This window comes from Rhodococcus sp. MS16 (assembly GCF_013277795.1).
GTDB classification, from domain to species: Bacteria; Actinomycetota; Actinomycetes; order Mycobacteriales; family Mycobacteriaceae; genus Rhodococcus_F; species Rhodococcus_F globerula.
In genome coordinates this window covers 975,205-992,325 of sequence record NZ_VBTM01000001.1, presented here as the reverse complement: position 1 = coordinate 992,325, position 17,121 = coordinate 975,205, and the positions used below count along the sequence as shown (strand labels likewise).

General features: G+C 61.7%; 15 protein-coding genes and 1 riboswitch. Of the genes, 14 read left to right on the top strand and 1 reads right to left on the bottom strand.

The window, feature by feature from the left end; translation table 11 throughout:
* The first annotated feature begins 70 nt into the window (after window positions 1-70).
* From FEZ60_RS04490 to pepN, 3 genes are all read left to right on the top strand, one after another.
* Entirely contained in the window at window positions 71-1,375 is a 1,305-nt protein-coding gene (locus FEZ60_RS04490; RefSeq protein WP_172935585.1) for a DUF1254 domain-containing protein, read from the top strand.
* 97 nt (window positions 1,376-1,472) lie between these two features.
* Window positions 1,473-2,273, top strand: coding sequence for a bifunctional hydroxymethylpyrimidine kinase/phosphomethylpyrimidine kinase (gene thiD / locus FEZ60_RS04485; RefSeq protein WP_033231904.1), 801 nt, complete (start codon window positions 1,473-1,475; stop codon window positions 2,271-2,273).
* Between the two features lie 38 nt (window positions 2,274-2,311).
* Window positions 2,312-4,798 (top strand): aminopeptidase N, encoded by a 2,487-nt coding sequence (gene pepN, locus FEZ60_RS04480; protein WP_045067857.1) that lies wholly within the window; start codon window positions 2,312-2,314, stop codon window positions 4,796-4,798.
* A gap of 1 nt (window position 4,799) precedes the next feature.
* Here pepN and FEZ60_RS04475 read toward each other — a convergent pair whose 3' ends face one another.
* Window positions 4,800-7,016, bottom strand: a complete 2,217-nt coding sequence (locus tag FEZ60_RS04475) for a DUF2254 family protein (protein ID WP_172935584.1) — start codon at window positions 7,014-7,016, stop codon at window positions 4,800-4,802.
* Window positions 7,017-7,117: 101 nt separating this feature from the next.
* Between FEZ60_RS04475 and FEZ60_RS04470 the strand changes: the two genes are divergently transcribed.
* The 11 genes from FEZ60_RS04470 (at window position 7,118) to gcvP (ending at window position 17,116) form a co-directional block, all read left to right on the top strand.
* On the top strand, window positions 7,118-7,732 hold the full coding sequence (locus tag FEZ60_RS04470; RefSeq protein ID WP_033231907.1) for a CoA pyrophosphatase: 615 nt from the start codon (window positions 7,118-7,120) through the stop codon (window positions 7,730-7,732).
* A gap of 146 nt (window positions 7,733-7,878) precedes the next feature.
* A complete protein-coding gene (locus FEZ60_RS04465; RefSeq protein ID WP_033232180.1) occupies window positions 7,879-8,478 on the top strand; it encodes a CDP-alcohol phosphatidyltransferase family protein in 600 nt (199 codons plus the stop codon).
* Window positions 8,475-9,341: a DUF881 domain-containing protein gene (locus FEZ60_RS04460; RefSeq protein ID WP_045067855.1), complete on the top strand. Its 867-nt coding sequence runs from the start codon at window positions 8,475-8,477 to the stop codon at window positions 9,339-9,341. Before FEZ60_RS04465 ends, FEZ60_RS04460 begins: the two co-directional genes overlap by 4 nt.
* A 14-nt stretch (window positions 9,342-9,355) precedes the next feature.
* Window positions 9,356-9,706, top strand: a complete 351-nt coding sequence (locus FEZ60_RS04455) for a DUF1290 domain-containing protein (RefSeq protein ID WP_033231909.1) — start codon at window positions 9,356-9,358, stop codon at window positions 9,704-9,706.
* 3 nt (window positions 9,707-9,709) lie between these two features.
* Window positions 9,710-10,462 carry a DUF881 domain-containing protein gene (locus tag FEZ60_RS04450; protein WP_033231910.1) on the top strand — a complete coding sequence of 251 codons (753 nt, stop codon included), beginning with the start codon at window positions 9,710-9,712 and terminating at the stop codon, window positions 10,460-10,462.
* Window positions 10,463-10,508: 46 nt separating this feature from the next.
* Window positions 10,509-10,913, top strand: coding sequence for a glycine cleavage system protein GcvH (gene gcvH, locus FEZ60_RS04445; RefSeq protein WP_033231911.1), 405 nt, complete (start codon window positions 10,509-10,511; stop codon window positions 10,911-10,913).
* Between the two features lie 199 nt (window positions 10,914-11,112).
* Window positions 11,113-11,604 (top strand): glycogen accumulation regulator GarA, encoded by a 492-nt coding sequence (gene garA, locus FEZ60_RS04440; RefSeq protein ID WP_033231912.1) that lies wholly within the window; start codon window positions 11,113-11,115, stop codon window positions 11,602-11,604.
* Complete coding sequence (locus FEZ60_RS04435; protein ID WP_033231913.1) at window positions 11,604-12,341, top strand: MerR family transcriptional regulator; 738 nt, start codon at window positions 11,604-11,606, stop codon at window positions 12,339-12,341. The genes garA and FEZ60_RS04435 overlap by 1 nt, the downstream gene beginning before the upstream one ends.
* 89 nt (window positions 12,342-12,430) lie before the next feature.
* The gene (locus FEZ60_RS04430) at window positions 12,431-12,904 is read left to right on the top strand and encodes a bifunctional nuclease family protein (protein WP_033231914.1); all 474 of its coding nucleotides are present in this window, start codon (window positions 12,431-12,433) and stop codon (window positions 12,902-12,904) included.
* A gap of 407 nt (window positions 12,905-13,311) precedes the next feature.
* Window positions 13,312-13,863, top strand: coding sequence for a MerR family transcriptional regulator (locus tag FEZ60_RS04425; RefSeq protein WP_230590041.1), 552 nt, complete (start codon window positions 13,312-13,314; stop codon window positions 13,861-13,863).
* 213 nt (window positions 13,864-14,076) lie between these two features.
* Window positions 14,077-14,205, top strand: a riboswitch (glycine riboswitch).
* Window positions 14,206-14,257: 52 nt separating this feature from the next.
* Complete coding sequence (gene gcvP, locus FEZ60_RS04420; RefSeq protein WP_045068165.1) at window positions 14,258-17,116, top strand: aminomethyl-transferring glycine dehydrogenase; 2,859 nt, start codon at window positions 14,258-14,260, stop codon at window positions 17,114-17,116.
* The last annotated feature ends 5 nt before the right edge of the window (window positions 17,117-17,121 follow it).

The following is a 17,121-nucleotide window of genomic DNA, read 5'->3' as shown; positions in this document are numbered from 1 at the left end:
TTATCGATATCGTTGGCCGCACTAGCGTCTTCGCCGCACTGGTTACAGTGCCCGATTGAAGGACACGAGTGTGAGTGCACTGACAGAGACCGCGGCCGCTGCTTATTTCTATTACTACCCGCTGGTGGAGAACCTCCGACAGGTGGAGCGTTATGTCACGACCGGCGTCGGCTCCAATCCTGCAACACCGTTCAACAGTTTCTCGCATGCCCGCAAACTTGCAGGGCCAGAGGACACGTTTGTCACGATCAACAACGACACCGTCTATTCGATGGCGCAGCTTGACCTTTCGGGTGGACCACTGCGATTGGACGTGCCCGCAACCGGGGATCGCTATTACGTACTCCAATTTGTCGACGCCTGGACGAACAACATCGCGTATGTCGGCACGCGGGCTACGGGCAATGAAGCCGGCAGTTTTCTGATCGTCCCACCGGGCTGGACCGGAGAATCGGAGCATCCGGTGGTCCAGGCCTCAACCGACATTGTGTCGATAGTCGGCCGATTTGCCTGCACCGGCCCTGGCGACATTCCCGCCGTGACGAAGCTGCAGGATTTGCTGATACTCGAGTCACTCGACCCGGCCGCGACAGTGAACGGTCTACCCGCGGTGGACGTGAACCTTACCGACGATCTGCTCTTCTGGCAGCAGGCACACCGCTGGTCACAGGCATTCCCCGCTCCGACCGCGGAATCTGCCCTGATCGAGCAGTTTTCCGGTTTGTGGTCTCCGGATGTCGACAGCGATGACCTGCGCGCCTGGTATGCGGACGGCGTCGCGGAGCTCGAGGACGCCACCAAACACGGCCAGGCACCGGTCTTCAACGGATGGACGGTGGGCCTGCATCTCTTCGACTACAACCTCTACAACCTCGGCCTCGGAACGATCGACGACGACCGGTGGAAGATCCTGGACGAGAAGGTGCGCATTGTCGAAAGGGCGATTGCGTGCCGCCTGGGGCTGTGGGGAAATCACGCCTACGAAGCGGTGTATGCACAAGCCTTCACCGACGTGACCGGAGCGCCTCTGATCGGCGAGAACACCTATCTCATCAACTTCCCGGAGAAACCGCCCGTCGGCGCATTCTGGTCGATCACGCTCTACGACATTCCGCGCTACTACCTGGTTGACAACCCGATAGACCGGTACTCGATCGGCGACCGCACCGCCGGAATCCGCTACGAAACAGATGGGTCTCTCCGGATCACCATCTCGAAGGACGCGCCGACCGACGCCACCGCGCGAGCAAACTGGCTGCCGTCGCCCGATGCAGCATTCAGGCTGGTGCTTCGGCTCTATATGCCAGGGGAGGCGATCCTCGACGAAACCTATTCGTACCCTCCGGTGGAGCGGGTGAGTAACCAGGACACGTAGTCGCGGAGAAGCGCCGGGGTCAACGTTGATAAACTTCGACCTCCGGCGTTCGCGGGTATCCGTGAATGGTGTCGAAGCCTCAAAAGGAGTTTGTACCGTGGTTGACCTCGCCTATGTCATCGCTGGATCCGAATCCACCGGTGGTGCCGGCTTACAGGTCGACCTCAAGACCTTCCAGGCCCGCGGTGTCTACGGAATCGCCACCACGACGTGCATCGTGTCCTTCGACCCGAAGAACAACTGGGGCCACCGCTTTGTCCCCATCGCACCCGAGGTGATCGCAGACCAGATCGAGGCAGCAACGTCGGCGCACGATCTCGACGTCGTGAAGATCGGCATGCTGGGAACTCCCGCGACCATCGAGGTTGTTGCGGAGGGGCTGCGTCGTCAGTCGTGGCGGCACGTGGTTCTCGATCCGGTTCTGATCTGCAAGGGTCAGGAGCCCGGAGCGGCACTCGATACCGATACGGCACTTCGTGATTCGATCCTGCCCCTCGCAACTGTTGTCACCCCGAATCTCTTCGAGGCGCGCACCTTGGCCGGAATGGACGCGATCTCGAGCGTCGACGAACTGATCGAAGCAGCGCGTCGTATCCACGATCTCGGACCGAAGTACGTTCTGGCCAAGGGTGGCGTGGAACTGGCCGGCGACGACGCCGTCGACGTGCTGTTCGACGGAACCGACGTGACGGTACTTTCTGCTCCCAAGGTTGGCCAGGAGCGCGTCTCCGGTGCCGGTTGCACCCTTGCCGCTGCGGTGACCGCAGAACTCGCAAAGGGCGCTGACGTGGGAGAAGCTGTGGCACTGGCAAAGAAGTTTGTCACCGCGGGTATCGAGGCCCGGGTCTCGGCGCACACGCCGTTCGACACCGTGTGGCAGGGAGCTTTCACTGGATAGGGGACCTGATGTTCGCCCGGCCTGGCAGGATCAGACGGGTGAGCACAGCAAACCTGAACCGAACTGAAGTCACTCTCCGATCGTCCGCGGTATCGGTCACCGGTTATCGAGTGGAGTTGGACCTCCGCTCGGCGGTCGACCCTGCTGTGGCGACGTTCAAGACCGTCACCACGATCGAGATGACATCGACCGTGGATTCTACGTGGCTCGATTTCATCGGTAGGGCAGTCGAATCGGTGGAGGTGAACGGCCGTCGCATCGCTGTCGAGTACGACGGTGCGCGGATCGCGCTGAACGGGTTGTCGGATGTGAACGTCGTGCAGGTTGTTTCGCTTGCGGAGTACAGCCGCTCCGGAGAGGGTCTGCACAGATTTGTCGACGACGCCGACGGGCAGGCGTACCTCTACACACAATACGAACCAGCGGATGCGCGTCGGGTGTTTGCGTGCTTCGAGCAGCCGGACATGAAGGCGCCATTCACTTTTGTGGTCACGGCACCGCAGTCCTGGGAAGTGCTGTCGAATCAGGTTCCCGTGCAGACAGATTCGAATTTCGCCGGCAGCAAGACCGTCACTTTTGCTCCGACACTGCCTATTTCGACGTACATCACGGCAGTGGCGGCCGGTCCGTACCATCGAGTGAGTTCGGGGTGGAGTCGCGGCGACCTCACCGTCGAACTGGGTGTTCTGTGCCGAGCGTCGCTGGCCCAGTACCTCGATGCCGACGACGTGTTCGAGGTGACTCGGCAAGGTCTCGACTTTTATGCCGATGCCTTCGACTACCCGTATCCGTTCGGCAAGTACGACCAGATATTCGTTCCCGAATACAACCTCGGCGCAATGGAGAATCCGGGCCTCGTCACCTTCACAGAGTCCTACGTGTTTCGCGGCAAAGCCACTGCCGAGCAGTACCAGCGCCGCGCGAACACGATCCTGCACGAGATGGCACACATGTGGTTCGGCGACCTCGTGACCATGGTGTGGTGGGACGATCTGTGGCTCAAGGAATCGTTCGCCGATTTCATGGGATCGCTTGTCAGCGTCGAGGCAACGCGGTTCACCGACGCCTGGGTGGCGTTTGCGATCAAGCGAAAAGCCTGGGCGTACGTGCAGGACCAGTTGCCGACCACGCATCCGATCGTCGCCGACATCGTCGATCTGGAAGCTGCGAAGCTGAACTTCGACGGCATTACCTACGCCAAAGGTGCGAGTGTCCTCAAACAACTGGTGGCCTTTGTCGGGCGTGACGCGTTTTTCGAGGCGTCACGGAAGTACTTCCGGGCGAACGCTTTCGGTAACACTCGGCTAGTCGATTTCCTCGACGCGCTGAGCGCGACGTCCGGGCGAGACATGCGCGATTGGTCACGTGCCTGGCTCGAGACAACGGGAGTGTCGACGTTGACGTTCGAGGGCGGGGAATTGGTGCAAACTGATCCACGACCGCATCGTCTGGCAGTCGGGGTCTACAACTACGGCGATACCGGCGACCTGGTTCGCACGGCACGCGTCGAGGTCGACATTTCGGCGGAGCGCACACCGATCGACGTTCCCGCGGGACCACTGATCGTGCTCAACGACGACGACCTGACATACGCAAAGATTCGGCTCGACGCCGCGTCGCTGGCCACCGTCGAATCGTCGCTCGAGCGTGTTGTCGATCCACTCGCGCGTGGATTGATTCTGTCCTCGCTGTGGAACTCCGTACGTGACGGTGAGCTGTCGGTATTCCGGTACCTCGCGGTGGCCGAACAAAGTGGCCCTTCCGAACCGGACCTGGCGATTCTCAGTTCGATCACTGCTGACGCGCAGTTCGCAATCGCGCACTACGTTCCGCGCGAGCTGCGCTCCAGCGCGGCGGCTGGGTGGTTGGCGACGGCATGGAAGGCGATGTTCGAGAGCGAACCGGAATCGGGCCGTCAGTTGGCGTGGGCCCGAGCCTGTGCCGCCGCGGCGGCGCTCGACGATTCGCGGGCTGACGCGTTGCGTGCCATCCTGCTCGGCGAGAGCCCCGGCCCGATCGGGCTCGCTCTCGACCCCGATCTTCGGTGGTCGATGTGGATTGCCCTGGCTGCCACAGGCTTTGCCGAACCGAGTGACCTCGACCACGAGTTGCGCAGCGACGGGACATCGGCCGGCCGGATCGCATACGCTCGCGCACTCGCGTCGTTGCCCACCGCAGCGACCAAGCAACGCGTCTGGCAGGCCGCAACCACAGACTTCACATTGTCGAACGATCATCTCGATGCCATGATCGGCGGCTTCAAAGCCGGCGTCGACGCGTCCCTGATCGAGGGCTACGCGGCGGACTATTTTGCCTCGTTGCGCACGTGGTGGTCAGGGCGCAGCATCGAGATTGCGCGGCGCCTGGTGAATGGCTTGTTCCCGGCGTCCGGGGATCTGATTGCGGTCGATCGGTGGCTCGACGCCAATGCCGATGCGCCGGCGTCGTTGCGGCGGTTGGTGCTCGAGAAGCGCGACAACCTGTCTCGGGATCTGAAGGTTCAGGCGTTCAACTCGGCGCTCTGAATTACTTCGCTCCTGGTTGTCCGACAATCAGAGGATGGACACGGCCGCTTGCACCTGCCTCGGATCCGAGGCCCTGGGGATCGGCGACACCGGCCAGGCGTATGTCCAGTTCGCCGGTCCACTCGCGGGTCAGTTCGGCGTCCATGGCGTCGAGGCGTTCGAGGAGCGGAGCGTGCTGATCCACCGGGCACGCTGCCAGCAAGGTCGTGAACACGGCGCGCAAGCGGCGCTGCACCTGGGCGGAATTGGTACTGAAGTGCCGAATTTCGTCGGTCGCGATGGACACGTAGTCCGTCCAGGTTCTCTGCTGCCCGCGGATTCGGGTCAACGTGGACGTCGCGGAGTCGGCATGCACCCGCGGTGCCAGCAGAACGAGCAGATCCTCGATGTGGTCGAGAGCTTGGACCGCGCGGCCAGGATCGTTGATAGCCGGAGACAATGCTTTGAGCGCAATATCGACAATGGATTGGATTGCCGCGGCCGGACCGACTACGGGACCGTGAGTGTCACCGAAAACCAGGCACGACATCAGCGAATCCGGACGGATCGCCATCGAGGTGCCACGGACTTCGAACAGCGGCGCGTTCTGGGCGACGAATTCTCCGATGCCGGGCACGACTGCGATGCTGACCCCCCACTTCGATGCCAACCGCTCCAGTCGCGGCAGGTTGATCGCCAGCAGTATGCGCCCGTTGGGGGAGAGGTGTCGCAGTCGGACGATCAAGAGGTCTGCGGACTCGTCGTCGGCCGGTGCGGGATTGGCGACTACGGGTGCAGCAGTTGCGTCCTGCGTCGACTTGTCGTAATGCGGGTACGAGCGAATTATTGCGCTTCGTCCTTCGGCTGCGATCCACCGCAGAAGCCGACTGGAATTGAGAATCGAGCCAACTCGGGACACCAGTGCAATAAACAGAATGGCGCTGATGATCGCAAGAAACAGCGCCGTGTACGTGGATATCTGGGGAGCTGAATGTTGGGTGTTGAGAGCAAGATCGAGGGCAACGATGATCGAGTAGACAAATGTCGCGAGAAACATCCCGATGGACCATCGCATGACTCGCTGCTGAGCCAGCATCGGCACCACTCGCACCGATATCTGCGAAGCGCCGAATTGCATGGCCAGTGTGATCGCAGTGAACACCAGACCGGTGAGGGTGATCATTCCACCGGCGATCACGCTCAGCAGAGTTGCTGTAGCTCCCGGATCCACGGCGTATTCGAGCGAATCAGAACCGAAGCCGTCGAACACCGAACTGTCGAGATCGATAAGCGTGTCGGCCAAGAAGAATGCCGCGACGACAAGCAGAACGGGTAACCGCCACACGGGGACGGTGCGAAGCCGTCTGCGGGTACGACGCCACCGCAGTGCGTCGGATAGCCGCCACTTCGGAGTCGTAGCCGGGGGCTCGGGTGTCGACACCGTGGTCGGTTCAGCTGCTGCTGAAGGGATGGCTTCCGGTACCCCGAAACTCCCCGAGACGCTTTCCTGAAATCGAATTTTGGCTTTGATCAGTGGTTCCCTGACGCGTTGCTCGCGGGCGACCGCGCGAGACATCTTCGCCGGCTTGTCGCGGTACCGGGATCTGGCCCACGGCGCACCCGGGCGGCTCAGGCGGATTGCGCCGACGATGAGGAGCGGCGGGAAAAACAATCCGATCAAACCGGTCCACAACTTGCCTTTGAGAAGTGTGATCATCGCGAGTGCCAATTGGAGTATCAGCGCGACAACAATTGCAATGAGGGTTGCGATACTGCGATCTTCCTCGTATGGGTCGAACTCGCCGGCAAACCCGATCGGATGGACGCCGAACAAGAAAAGAAAGGAAATGGCGATCGCCACGAAGACCGCATCTATCGACGACCGACCTTCTTCGGCCCAATAGACATCACGCAAATGCAGAACCAGCGCATATTCGTCGAGAACCAAGGCGCTACCGATTCCGAACACCGACGCGAGCACACAATTGGCGACCGGGGTGTGGAAATCCGCCAATGCGATAAAGGCAAACCCGGAGACGAGCATCATCATCAGCCCGAACACCATGTGATGGATATGCATACCGCCCGGCGTGACATTGCCCGGCCACCACGACACTTCGGCGCGGATCATGCGCACACTGAATCTGATGAACAGAAAGGTAAGTAAAAACGCGACCAGCAAGAAGAACAACGGCAGCCGTCCGGTATCGACGACCGTGTGCTCGAACCATGCCTTCACTACGTCAGCATGACAGGGTTTTCCGCAGGTATTCTCGCAAAACGCTCAATTGGAAACTGGCCTGTGTCTGAATCTTGCCGGGGCCGCGCTACTGTCGAGAAATGGTGAACGCGGATTTACTGGATCGGGCCCATGTCGAATCAGCCTTTTCGACCTTCGAACCACGGTCTGTCGACCTCGATGGGCGCAGGTTGGCATCTGTGGTCTTTGCCCTGATGCGAGATGCCGACGGCACATCGGTGTTCCCGCTGACCAAGCGGCCGAGCAAAATGCGCGCGCACCCCGGTCAATTCGCCCTGCCAGGCGGGAGCGTCGACGCCGGTGAAACACCCGAAGAAGGCGCCCTGCGCGAACTCTCCGAAGAACTGGGGCTGACCGCCGCGACGTCCGACATCATCGGCCGCCTCGACGATTACGTCACACGCTCAGGCTTCGTGATCCGCCCGTTTGTCGTGTGGTCGGGCGCCGAGATCGAAAAATTGGTACCCAACCCGGACGAGGTTGCGTCGTTGTACGCGGTCACATCAGCCGAACTCGATGTGGACCCGCGTTTCGTGTCGATCGAGGAGTCGCCGAATCCTGTGGTGCAGTGGCCGTTTCGAACCAGCCTCGTGCATGCTCCGACCGGTGCCGTCGTCTACCAACTCCGGGAAGTTCTCAGTGGGCGGCACACCCGGATCGACAACCTCGAACAACCCGTCTTCGCCTGGCGGTAACAACACCCGCACGGCGCGAGCGACCCTGGGCACGCACGAGGGGCGGCCATGAGCAAAATGTCGCAAGTGCTGTGGAAAGCTGGCACCACGGCGCCGCAACGGCGGGCAGTTCGATGCGGAGTGCGGAACAATACGAGGTGTGTGCAGTGACATCAGGTGAACAGGAACTTGTCGTGACAGATCGAGTTCTGACGGTTCCCAACATTCTCAGCATGGCTCGCCTGCTGCTGCTCCCGGTGTTCGCTTACCTGCTCTTGGTGACACATTCTGACGGGTGGGCGCTGGCGCTGCTGATGCTCACCGGATTCACGGACTGGCTCGACGGCAAACTGGCGCGGATTCTCGATCAGAGCTCGAAATTGGGCGCTGTTCTCGATCCACTGGTCGACCGCTTGTACGTCGTGACGACGCTCGTGACGTTTGTGGCCCGCGACTTCATCCCCTGGTGGGTCGCAGCGATCCTGATCGGCCGGGACTTGATCCTTGCTCTCACTCTTCCGATCTACCGCAGACGCGGCCTCCCGCCGCCCGAGGTCATCTATCTCGGCAAAGCCGCGACATTCCTGCTGATGTTTGCGTTGCCGCTGATACTGGCCGGCCACGGAGATTGGCCGATCGCCGGATTCACTCACGCTTTCGGTTTTGCCTTCCTGATCTGGGGAACAGTCCTGTACGTGTGGACCGCCGTGATCTACGTGCTCAAAGCTGCCCGGATTGCGCGGACCTACGAGGTTGTACCCCGATGAAAAGAACGGGGGAGGACGTGCGCCGCAACCCGGTGCCGTCACTGCTCCGGTCGCTGATGACCGAACACCTCGATCCCGGATACGAGGCTGCAGCACTCGAACGAGAACATGAACACAGCAAGAACTCCATGCCCCGAACCGGGCCGTGGCTGGCTCTGGGCGGACTCCTGCTCGGTTTTGTCCTGACAGTCTCAGCGGTCTCGGCAGTTGGGCAGGTGTCCGGCACCGAAGATCTCCGTTCCGATCTCGTTGCGAAGGTACGTGCGACCGAAGATCAGATCGACGATCTGGACGCGACTCGGGACTCCCTCACCGAGCAGGTCGACGCCGCCCGAGCCACCGCATTGGCCGGAGACACCGAAGGCAACCAAATTCTCGGGGAACTGCGCGGCGTCGAATCCGAAGCGGGCGCCGAAGCCGTACACGGCGAAGGCATCACCGTCACCCTCACCGACCCGGCTGGGCGCCCCAATCTTTCCGACGCATCGCAACGCAGCGTCGGGGGAAAGAGCGTCGTACTCGATAGAGATATACAGAGTGTGGTCAACGCACTGTGGGCCGGCGGCGCCGAGGCCGTTGCCGTGGGCGGCGTGCGCATCGGCCCGACGGTGACGATCCGTCAGGCCGGCGGCGCGATGCTGGTCGACAATCAGCCCGTCTTCTCGCCGTACGTCGTCGAGGCGATCGGTGACTCTCGTGCGTTGCAGCGAGAATTTGTCGTGAGCGATGCCTACCTGCGGATGTCCAGCATCGCGCAGCTGTACGGCGTCGGTTTTGCTGTGGCCGAGGATAATTCGATGAGCCTTCCGCCCGCCGCAACGCGCCCGGTGCGCGTTGCGACTGAACCGATAGGACCTAGATAGATGGAGCGAGTTCGATGAAGGCCGGTTCCGCCCTGTACGGACTCGCCGCGTTGGTGATCGGCATCGTCCTGGGTGTTGTCTTCAGCCCACAGGTGCCCGACGCATTCGCGCCGTATCTTCCGATTGCCGTTGTAGCCGCACTCGATGCGGTATTCGGTGGCTTGCGGGCGTACTTGGACGAGATCTTCGACGCCAAGGTATTTGTCGTCTCGTTTGTCTTCAACGTTCTTGTCGCCTCGCTGATCGTCTGGCTGGGTGATCAGCTCGGAGTCGGCACGCAACTCTCGACGGCCATCGTAGTGGTCCTGGGGATTCGAATCTTCGGCAATGCAGCGGCACTGCGTCGCCGGCTGTTCGGAGCGTGAGACATGGCTGACGCGGTCAGGAAGCACGACGAGGGACGACACGAGTTGCGACCGGTGAACAAGCACCGAAGCAACGTGGTGTTCGCAATTCTTGCGACAGTTCTGCTCGGTGTTCTGGGAGTGGCAATCGCAACTCAGGTGCGCAGCACCGTTGCGGGGGACTCGCTCGATTCTGCGCGCCCCGCCGATCTCCTTGTGGTTCTCGACAACCTGAATCGGCGCGAAGCCGCGCTGCGACAGGAAGTCTCGGAGCTCGAGGATTCTCTGGCGACATTGCGGCGCAGCGGAAGCACCGACGCGGCTCTCGGTGAAGCGCAGGCCCGATTGAATGCCCTCTCCATCCAGGTGGGGACAGCGCCGGCGAGCGGTCCTGGCGTCACCATGACGTTGACCGATCCGACGGGTGGTGTCGGGCCGGAGGTGATTCTCGATCTGATCCAGGAACTACGTGCCGCCGGAGCCGAGGCTATTCAGATTGCCGGAGCCACAGGCGAACCGATCCGGATCGGCGTGAACTCGTGGGTCGGTGGCCGCGGCGGTGACATCGAAGTGGACGGAACCAAGATCGCAGCGCCGTACACTGTGAGCGCGATCGGCGATCCGCCGACTTTGGCAGCGGCATTGAACATTCCGGGCGGAGTGTTCGACAACGTGTCACGGGGCGGCGGAAGTTCCACCGTCGAGCAATCACAGCAGGTCACGATCTCCGCCTTGCGACAATTGAATCCGCGCCAATACGCTCAACCCGGAAATTGAATTTTTGCGTCCGGAACTTTCGGGCGGCATGTGAAAGGAAGCCACTGTGAGTGAGCTCGATACACCTACCGATCTGCGTTACACCGCGGAGCACGAGTGGGTGAAGCGAACCGGCCCGACATCTGTTCGAGTGGGCATTACCGACTTCGCTCAGTCACAGCTCGGAGATGTGGTGTTCGTTCAGCTCCCCGCCGCGGGAGAAGACGTCACCGCTGGCGAATCGCTCGGTGAGGTCGAATCGACCAAGAGCGTATCCGACATCTTTGCGCCGTTCACCGCGAAAGTTATTGCGGCTAACAGCGAATTGGACGGTGCTCCCGAACTCGTGAACACCGATCCGTACAACAACGGTTGGCTCGTCGATCTCGAGGTTGCCGACGAAGCCACTTTGGACAGTGCGATTTCGGAGACCTTGGATGCTGCGGGATACACCGCACTGACGTCCAGCTAGGGCTTGACTGCCGACCCGTTGTGTCGCGGCCAGTCTCGCTGCACACAAGGGTGCGCGCAGGGTACGGTCGTGGGGTACGCATGTGCCAAGTCGGGGTGCAGGTCGTATCTGTAAGTGACTGTGAAAGATGCTCGAGAAAAAAGTGCACTGCGTAGTCCAGTGATTTCTGATCTGGACGATTGATCGAGGAGGAGAAACAGTGAGCGAGAACGGTAACGACGCGGGCTACGGGGAGACGCCGGCGGAGACCACATCGGTATTCCGTGCAGATTTCCTCAACGAGCTCGACAACTCCTCAGCAGCACCGGCCGCCGAGCAGCCGGTTTCGGGTGTCGAAGGTCTACCTGCCGGCGCGGCTCTGCTCGTCGTCAAACGAGGACCAAACGCGGGATCGCGTTTCTTGCTGGATCAGCCGACCACGTCGGCAGGTCGCCACCCGGACAGTGACATCTTCCTCGACGATGTGACGGTCAGCCGCCGCCACGCCGAGTTCCGTCAGGAAGAAGCCGAATTCCACGTCGTCGACGTCGGAAGCCTCAACGGCACGTACGTCAACCGTGAGCCTGTCGATTCGGCAGTGCTGGCCAACGGCGACGAGGTGCAGATCGGTAAGTTCCGTCTGGTTTTCCTCACCGGCCCGCGTTCCGGCGGTTCGCAGGTGGGCGAGGCGTCAGCAGGTGCTGGTAGCTAATGACGGCATTGCGGCAGCAGAGCCAGCCGGGGATGTCTATCGGCTCCGTGCTGGATCGGTTGCGTCCAGATTTTCCCGACGTGACGATTTCGAAGATTCGTTTCCTCGAGTCCGAGGGCTTGATCAGCCCACAACGGACGCCGTCGGGATACCGCAGGTTCTCCATCGAGGACTGCGAGCGTCTTCGCTACGTACTGACCGCTCAACGTGATCAGTACCTGCCGCTGAAAGTCATCAAGGAACAACTCGAGGCGATCGACAGTGGTGCCGCGACGGTCAGCGCAGACAACTCTGCGCCGCGACGTCCGCGCGTCCTGTCGATCGCTCCGGGAGAAGTATCGCCCGAGGTTTTCCGGGTGGATCGAGAAGTCCGAGTGGGTCGGGCGGATCTTCTCGCTCGCGCGGACATCGACGATCGATTCCTGACCGACCTCATTCGCACCGGCCTGATCGTGCCAGGCGCTGCCGGATTCTTCGACGAAGACGCAGTGACGTTGGCCCGGACAGCCAAGGCGATGGCGGAATACGGTTTGGAAGTACGACATCTACGTGCGTTCAAGTTGGCTGCGGATCGTGAAGCCGGGTTGGTTACCCAGATCGCCGGACCGGTAGCCAAGGGACGTGATGCGGGTGCCCGTGATCGAGCCGAGGAAATGGTTCGAGAACTGGCAGCATTGTCGTTGACATTGCATACATGCCTGGTCAAATCAGCAGTCCGCGGAAGTCTTGATCGCTGAGTTCTCGATCATCTCGTTCCACGCGAATAGAATCTCAGTACGGTCGTGAATTCGGCCACCAGGGTCATTTCAGGTTGGAGGCAAGCTCGATGGGCGAAATGCGTGTGATCGGAGTTCGTGTCGAGCAGCCCCAGAATCAGCCGGTTTTATTGCTCCGCGAGTCAGATGGTGATCGGTACCTTCCGATCTGGATCGGGCAGACGGAAGCCACGGCGATCGTTCTGGAGCAACAGGGAGTCGAGCCGGCGAGGCCGCTCACACACGACCTGATCAAAATACTGATCGAATCCTTCGGCCGCAGTCTGCAGGAAGTCCGCATCGTGGATCTGCAAGAAGGCACGTTCTATGCCGACCTGGTTTTCGACGAGCAAACTACGGTCTCCGCTCGTCCGTCGGATTCCATCGCGTTGGCACTTCGGATCGGGGTCCCGATCTTTGCCTCGGAATCAGTCCTTGCCGAGGCGGGATTGGTCATTCCTGACGAGCGTGAAGACGAGGTGGAGAAATTCAAGGAATTCCTGGACACGATCTCGCCGGATGATTTCAAGGCAACTGACGGTTAGCCGATCGTTTCCGAGACTGGCTTGAGGCTTCAACTCTCAAGTAGAGGTTTAGTCTCGTTCGGCGTGTTGCGTTGACCAAAATCGCGCCGGGGTCTTACCGTTGCGAGCGGTGAAGATCGTTGAGCCTTGAAATAGAGTCTGGTCTTGGTGCTCTGTCGGGGCGTACTCTAGGTAAGTCCACTCGTGGAATTACGTGCCTCGGATTCACTGCTTCGAAATGTTCGGTGGTTCGAGATCGGCTGACGCGGGTATCCGTTTCTGTTCGGGTATCAGACTCTGCCGCATAGCACAGCGTGATGACACGATGGCGTATCGAGAAGGAGACGGCAGTGGAAGAACAGTCGAACTTAGGCAAGGCGGAGAATTCCGGCGTCGCTGAACTGACTGCAGATCCGGCTGCCCAATCAATGTCGGAAGAGTTGCAGCCGGGATTGTTCCCGGACGACTCCATTCCTGACGATCTTGTCGGCTACCGCGTTCCCATCGCATGCCAGATCGCCGGCATCACCTACCGTCAGCTCGATTACTGGGCACGGACCGCACTGGTCGTCCCGTCCATCCGCGGCGCGGCCGGCTCCGGCAGCCAGCGTTTGTACTCGTTCAAGGACATTCTGGTTCTCAAGATCGTCAAGCGATTGCTCGACACCGGAATCTCTTTGCAGAACATCCGGGTGGCCGTCGATCACCTGCGTCACCGCGGCGTTCGCGATCTCGCCAACATCACTCTGTTCTCCGACGGGACCACCGTCTACGAGTGCACGTCCCCCGAAGAGGTCGTAGACCTGCTCCAAGGTGGGCAGGGAGTATTCGGCATCGCCGTCAGCGGCGCGATGCGTGAACTCACCGGAACCATCGCCGACTTCCCGGCCGAGCGTGCAGACGGCGGCGAAAGTGATCCGAATCCCGAAGACGAATTGGCGTCGCGCCGCAAGAATCGCGTGAGCCGCAAGACCGGATAGTGTTCCGGGCGTCACACCCGCTCGGTCGATGTGGTGGCGACGGAAGGTCGGCCGGTCAACTAGACTGGTCCACGCGTCGCCGGCGTACGGGAGAGCCTCGGGTAGTGCTTCACACACCAGTCTTCGATTTGCGGACTTGTCGTGAGCGTTATCAGGGCGCCGAAGGAGCAATACCTCCCCGTCAATCTCTCAGGCACCAAGGACCGTACGGGCTCCGACGCCTCTGGAAAGCGGTGGGATAACCCACCCGCCGACGGGGAAAGGCTGTGGTTCCGCCGGCATGGTGGATCACTACCGAATCTCTCAGGCGCTCGTTGTCGAGCAGGCGACAGAGGGGGAGGAACACACCGCAGTCGGTGTGTGTCCTGATCCTCCGATCTGCCTGGGAGTTGTCGTGATCGACGCTGCAAGCCGTAATTTTGCCGACCGCCATGTCGGTCCGAACGCCGCGGAACTCGCGCGCATCCTCGAACTCATCGGGGTCGACTCCCTCGACGATCTCGCAACCAAGGCCGTTCCGTCGGTCATTCTCGACGCCGCACCCGGCGGAATCGCTGCCGGACTCGACGCATTGCCGTTGCCGGTCGGAGAGCACGAAGCGCTCGCGGAACTGTCCGCCCTCGCTGCCCAGAACACTGTCGCCACGTCGATGATCGGCCTCGGCTACTTCGATACGTTGACACCGCCGGTGTTGTTGCGCAACATCATCGAGAACCCGGCCTGGTACACCGCGTACACGCCGTACCAGCCCGAGATCAGCCAGGGCCGCCTCGAAGCCCTCCTCAATTTCCAGACCATGGTCGCCGATCTTTCCGGCATGGAGCTCGCCAACTCGTCCATGCTCGACGAGGCCACCGCCGCTGCCGAAGCCATGACGCTCCTGCGCCGCGCGAACCGCAGCAAGTCCCCACGCTGTGTCGTCGACGAGGACCTGTACCCGCAGACCCTTGCTGTCATCGAGACGCGCGCCGAGCCGCTCGGCATCGAGATCGTCTCCGCTGACCTCACTGCCGGACTGCCCGAGGGCGATTTCTTCGGTGTCATCGCCCAGATCCCGGGCGCTTCTGGACGCGTTGTCGACTACACCTCGATCATTGCGGAAGCTCATGAGCGCGGCGCACTGGTTGCCGTCGGTGCCGACCTACTTGCGATGACGCTCATCACCTCGCCCGGTGAGCTCGGTGCGGACGCGTGCTTCGGCACCACCCAGCGCTTCGGTGTTCCCATGGGTTACGGCGGACCGCACGCCGGTTACCTGGCGGTGCACTCCAAGCTCGCGCGTCAGCTGCCCGGCCGTTTGGTCGGCGTGTCCATCGACGCGGACGGAGACAAGGCGTATCGCCTGGCGCTGCAGACGCGTGAGCAGCACATTCGCCGTGAGAAGGCGACGTCCAACATCTGCACCGCTCAGGTGCTCCTCGCCATCCTGGCCGCGATGTATGCGAGCTACCACGGCGCCGAGGGACTCAAGGCGATTGCCTTGCGCGTCGCTGCCCGGGCGCACGCGTTGGCAAACGGTTTGCGTGAGGGCGGCGTGACCGTTGTCCACGATTCGTTCTTCGACACCGTGCTGGCTCAGGTTCCGGGCAAGGCGGCCGACGTTGTCGCTGCCGCAAAGGAATCCGGAATCAACCTGCGTCTGGTCGACGCCGATCATGTCGGCATCTCCTGCGACGAGGCCACCACCGCCGATCACGTTCTCGCGGTGCTCGACGCTTTCGGGATCGACGACGCTGTTGTCGCCATCGAAGCCGAGGGCAACTCGGTTCCGGCTGCTCAGGAGCGCACCTCCGACTACCTGCAGCACGAAGCCTTCACCCGTTACCGTACGGAAACGGCAATGCTTCGCTACCTGCGCGCGCTGTCCGACAAGGACATTGCGCTCGATCGCAGCATGATCCCGCTGGGTTCGTGCACCATGAAGCTCAACGCGACCGCCGAGATGGAATCCATCACGTGGCCCGCGTTCAACGCAATCCACCCGTTTGCGCCGACGTCCGACGCACCCGGACTGCTCAAGATCATCAAGGACCTCGAGGACTGGCTGGTCGCGGTCACCGGCTACGACAACGTCAGCCTCCAGCCCAACGCCGGCAGCCAGGGGGAGTACGCGGGCCTGCTCGCGATCCGTAACTACCACCTCAGCCGCGGCGACGATCACCGCGACACGTGCCTCATCCCGTCGAGTGCTCACGGCACCAACGCGGCTTCGGCCGTCATGGCCGGGATGCGCGTCGAGGTTGTTGCGTGCCGCCCCAACGGTGACGTCGACGTCGACGATCTGCGCGCGAAGATCGCCGATCACGCCGAGCGTCTCGCCGCGATCATGATCACCTACCCGTCCACCCACGGTGTCTACGAGCACGAGATCTCCGACATTTGCGCAGCAGTACACGACGCCGGCGGCCAGGTGTACGTCGACGGCGCCAACCTCAACGCGCTTGTCGGCCTTGCTCGTCCGGGCCGATTCGGTGGCGACGTCAGCCACCTGAACCTGCACAAGACCTTCTGCATCCCGCACGGCGGCGGGGGACCCGGCGTCGGACCGATCGGCGTGCGCTCGCACCTGACGCCGTTCCTGCCCGGACACCCGATGGCCCCCGAACTCGGTGGTAGAGGCACGATCTCGGCAGCGCCGTACGGCAGTGCGTCAATCCTGCCCATTACCTGGACCTACATCCGGATGATGGGAGCTCAGGGCCTGCGCCGCGCCAGCCTGACCGCCATCGCGTCGGCCAACTACATCGCGCGTCGACTCGACGAGTACTTCCCGGTTCTCTACACCGGCGAGAACGGCATGGTCGCGCACGAGTGCATCCTCGACCTGCGCGGTCTGACCAAGGACACCGGCGTGACCGTCGACGACGTCGCAAAGCGTCTCGCCGACTACGGTTTCCACGCTCCGACCATGAGCTTCCCCGTGGTCGGCACCTTGATGGTCGAGCCGACCGAGAGTGAAAACCTCGAGGAAATCGACGAGTTCTGCGACGCGATGATCGCCATTCGCGGCGAGATCGATCGCGTGGGAGCCGGTGAGTGGACTGTGGAGGACAACCCGCTTCGCGGCGCTCCCCACACTGCCGGAAGCATCGCGGCGCAGTGGGATCACCCGTACTCGCGTGAGATCGCAGTGTTCCCGCGCGGTAAGGCTCGTCCCAAGGTGTGGCCGTCCGTGCGTCGTATCGACGGTGCACACGGCGACCGCAACCTGATCTGCTCGTGCCCGCCGATCGAAGCGTTCGCAGGCAACTAAGGCGT

Bases quoted from the DNA above. Each gene is read 5' to 3' on its own strand.
- FEZ60_RS04470 (WP_033231907.1), top strand. From the start codon at position 7,118: ATGGTGAACGCGGATTTACTGGATCGGGCCCATGTCGAATCAGCCTTT.
- FEZ60_RS04460 (WP_045067855.1), top strand. From the start codon at position 8,475: ATGAAAAGAACGGGGGAGGACGTGCGCCGCAACCCGGTGCCGTCACTG.
- FEZ60_RS04455 (WP_033231909.1), top strand. From the start codon at position 9,356: ATGAAGGCCGGTTCCGCCCTGTACGGACTCGCCGCGTTGGTGATCGGC.
- FEZ60_RS04450 (WP_033231910.1), top strand. From the start codon at position 9,710: ATGGCTGACGCGGTCAGGAAGCACGACGAGGGACGACACGAGTTGCGA.
- FEZ60_RS04435 (WP_033231913.1), top strand. From the start codon at position 11,604: ATGACGGCATTGCGGCAGCAGAGCCAGCCGGGGATGTCTATCGGCTCC.
- FEZ60_RS04430 (WP_033231914.1), top strand. From the start codon at position 12,431: ATGGGCGAAATGCGTGTGATCGGAGTTCGTGTCGAGCAGCCCCAGAAT.
- FEZ60_RS04425 (WP_230590041.1), top strand. From the start codon at position 13,312: ATGTCGGAAGAGTTGCAGCCGGGATTGTTCCCGGACGACTCCATTCCT.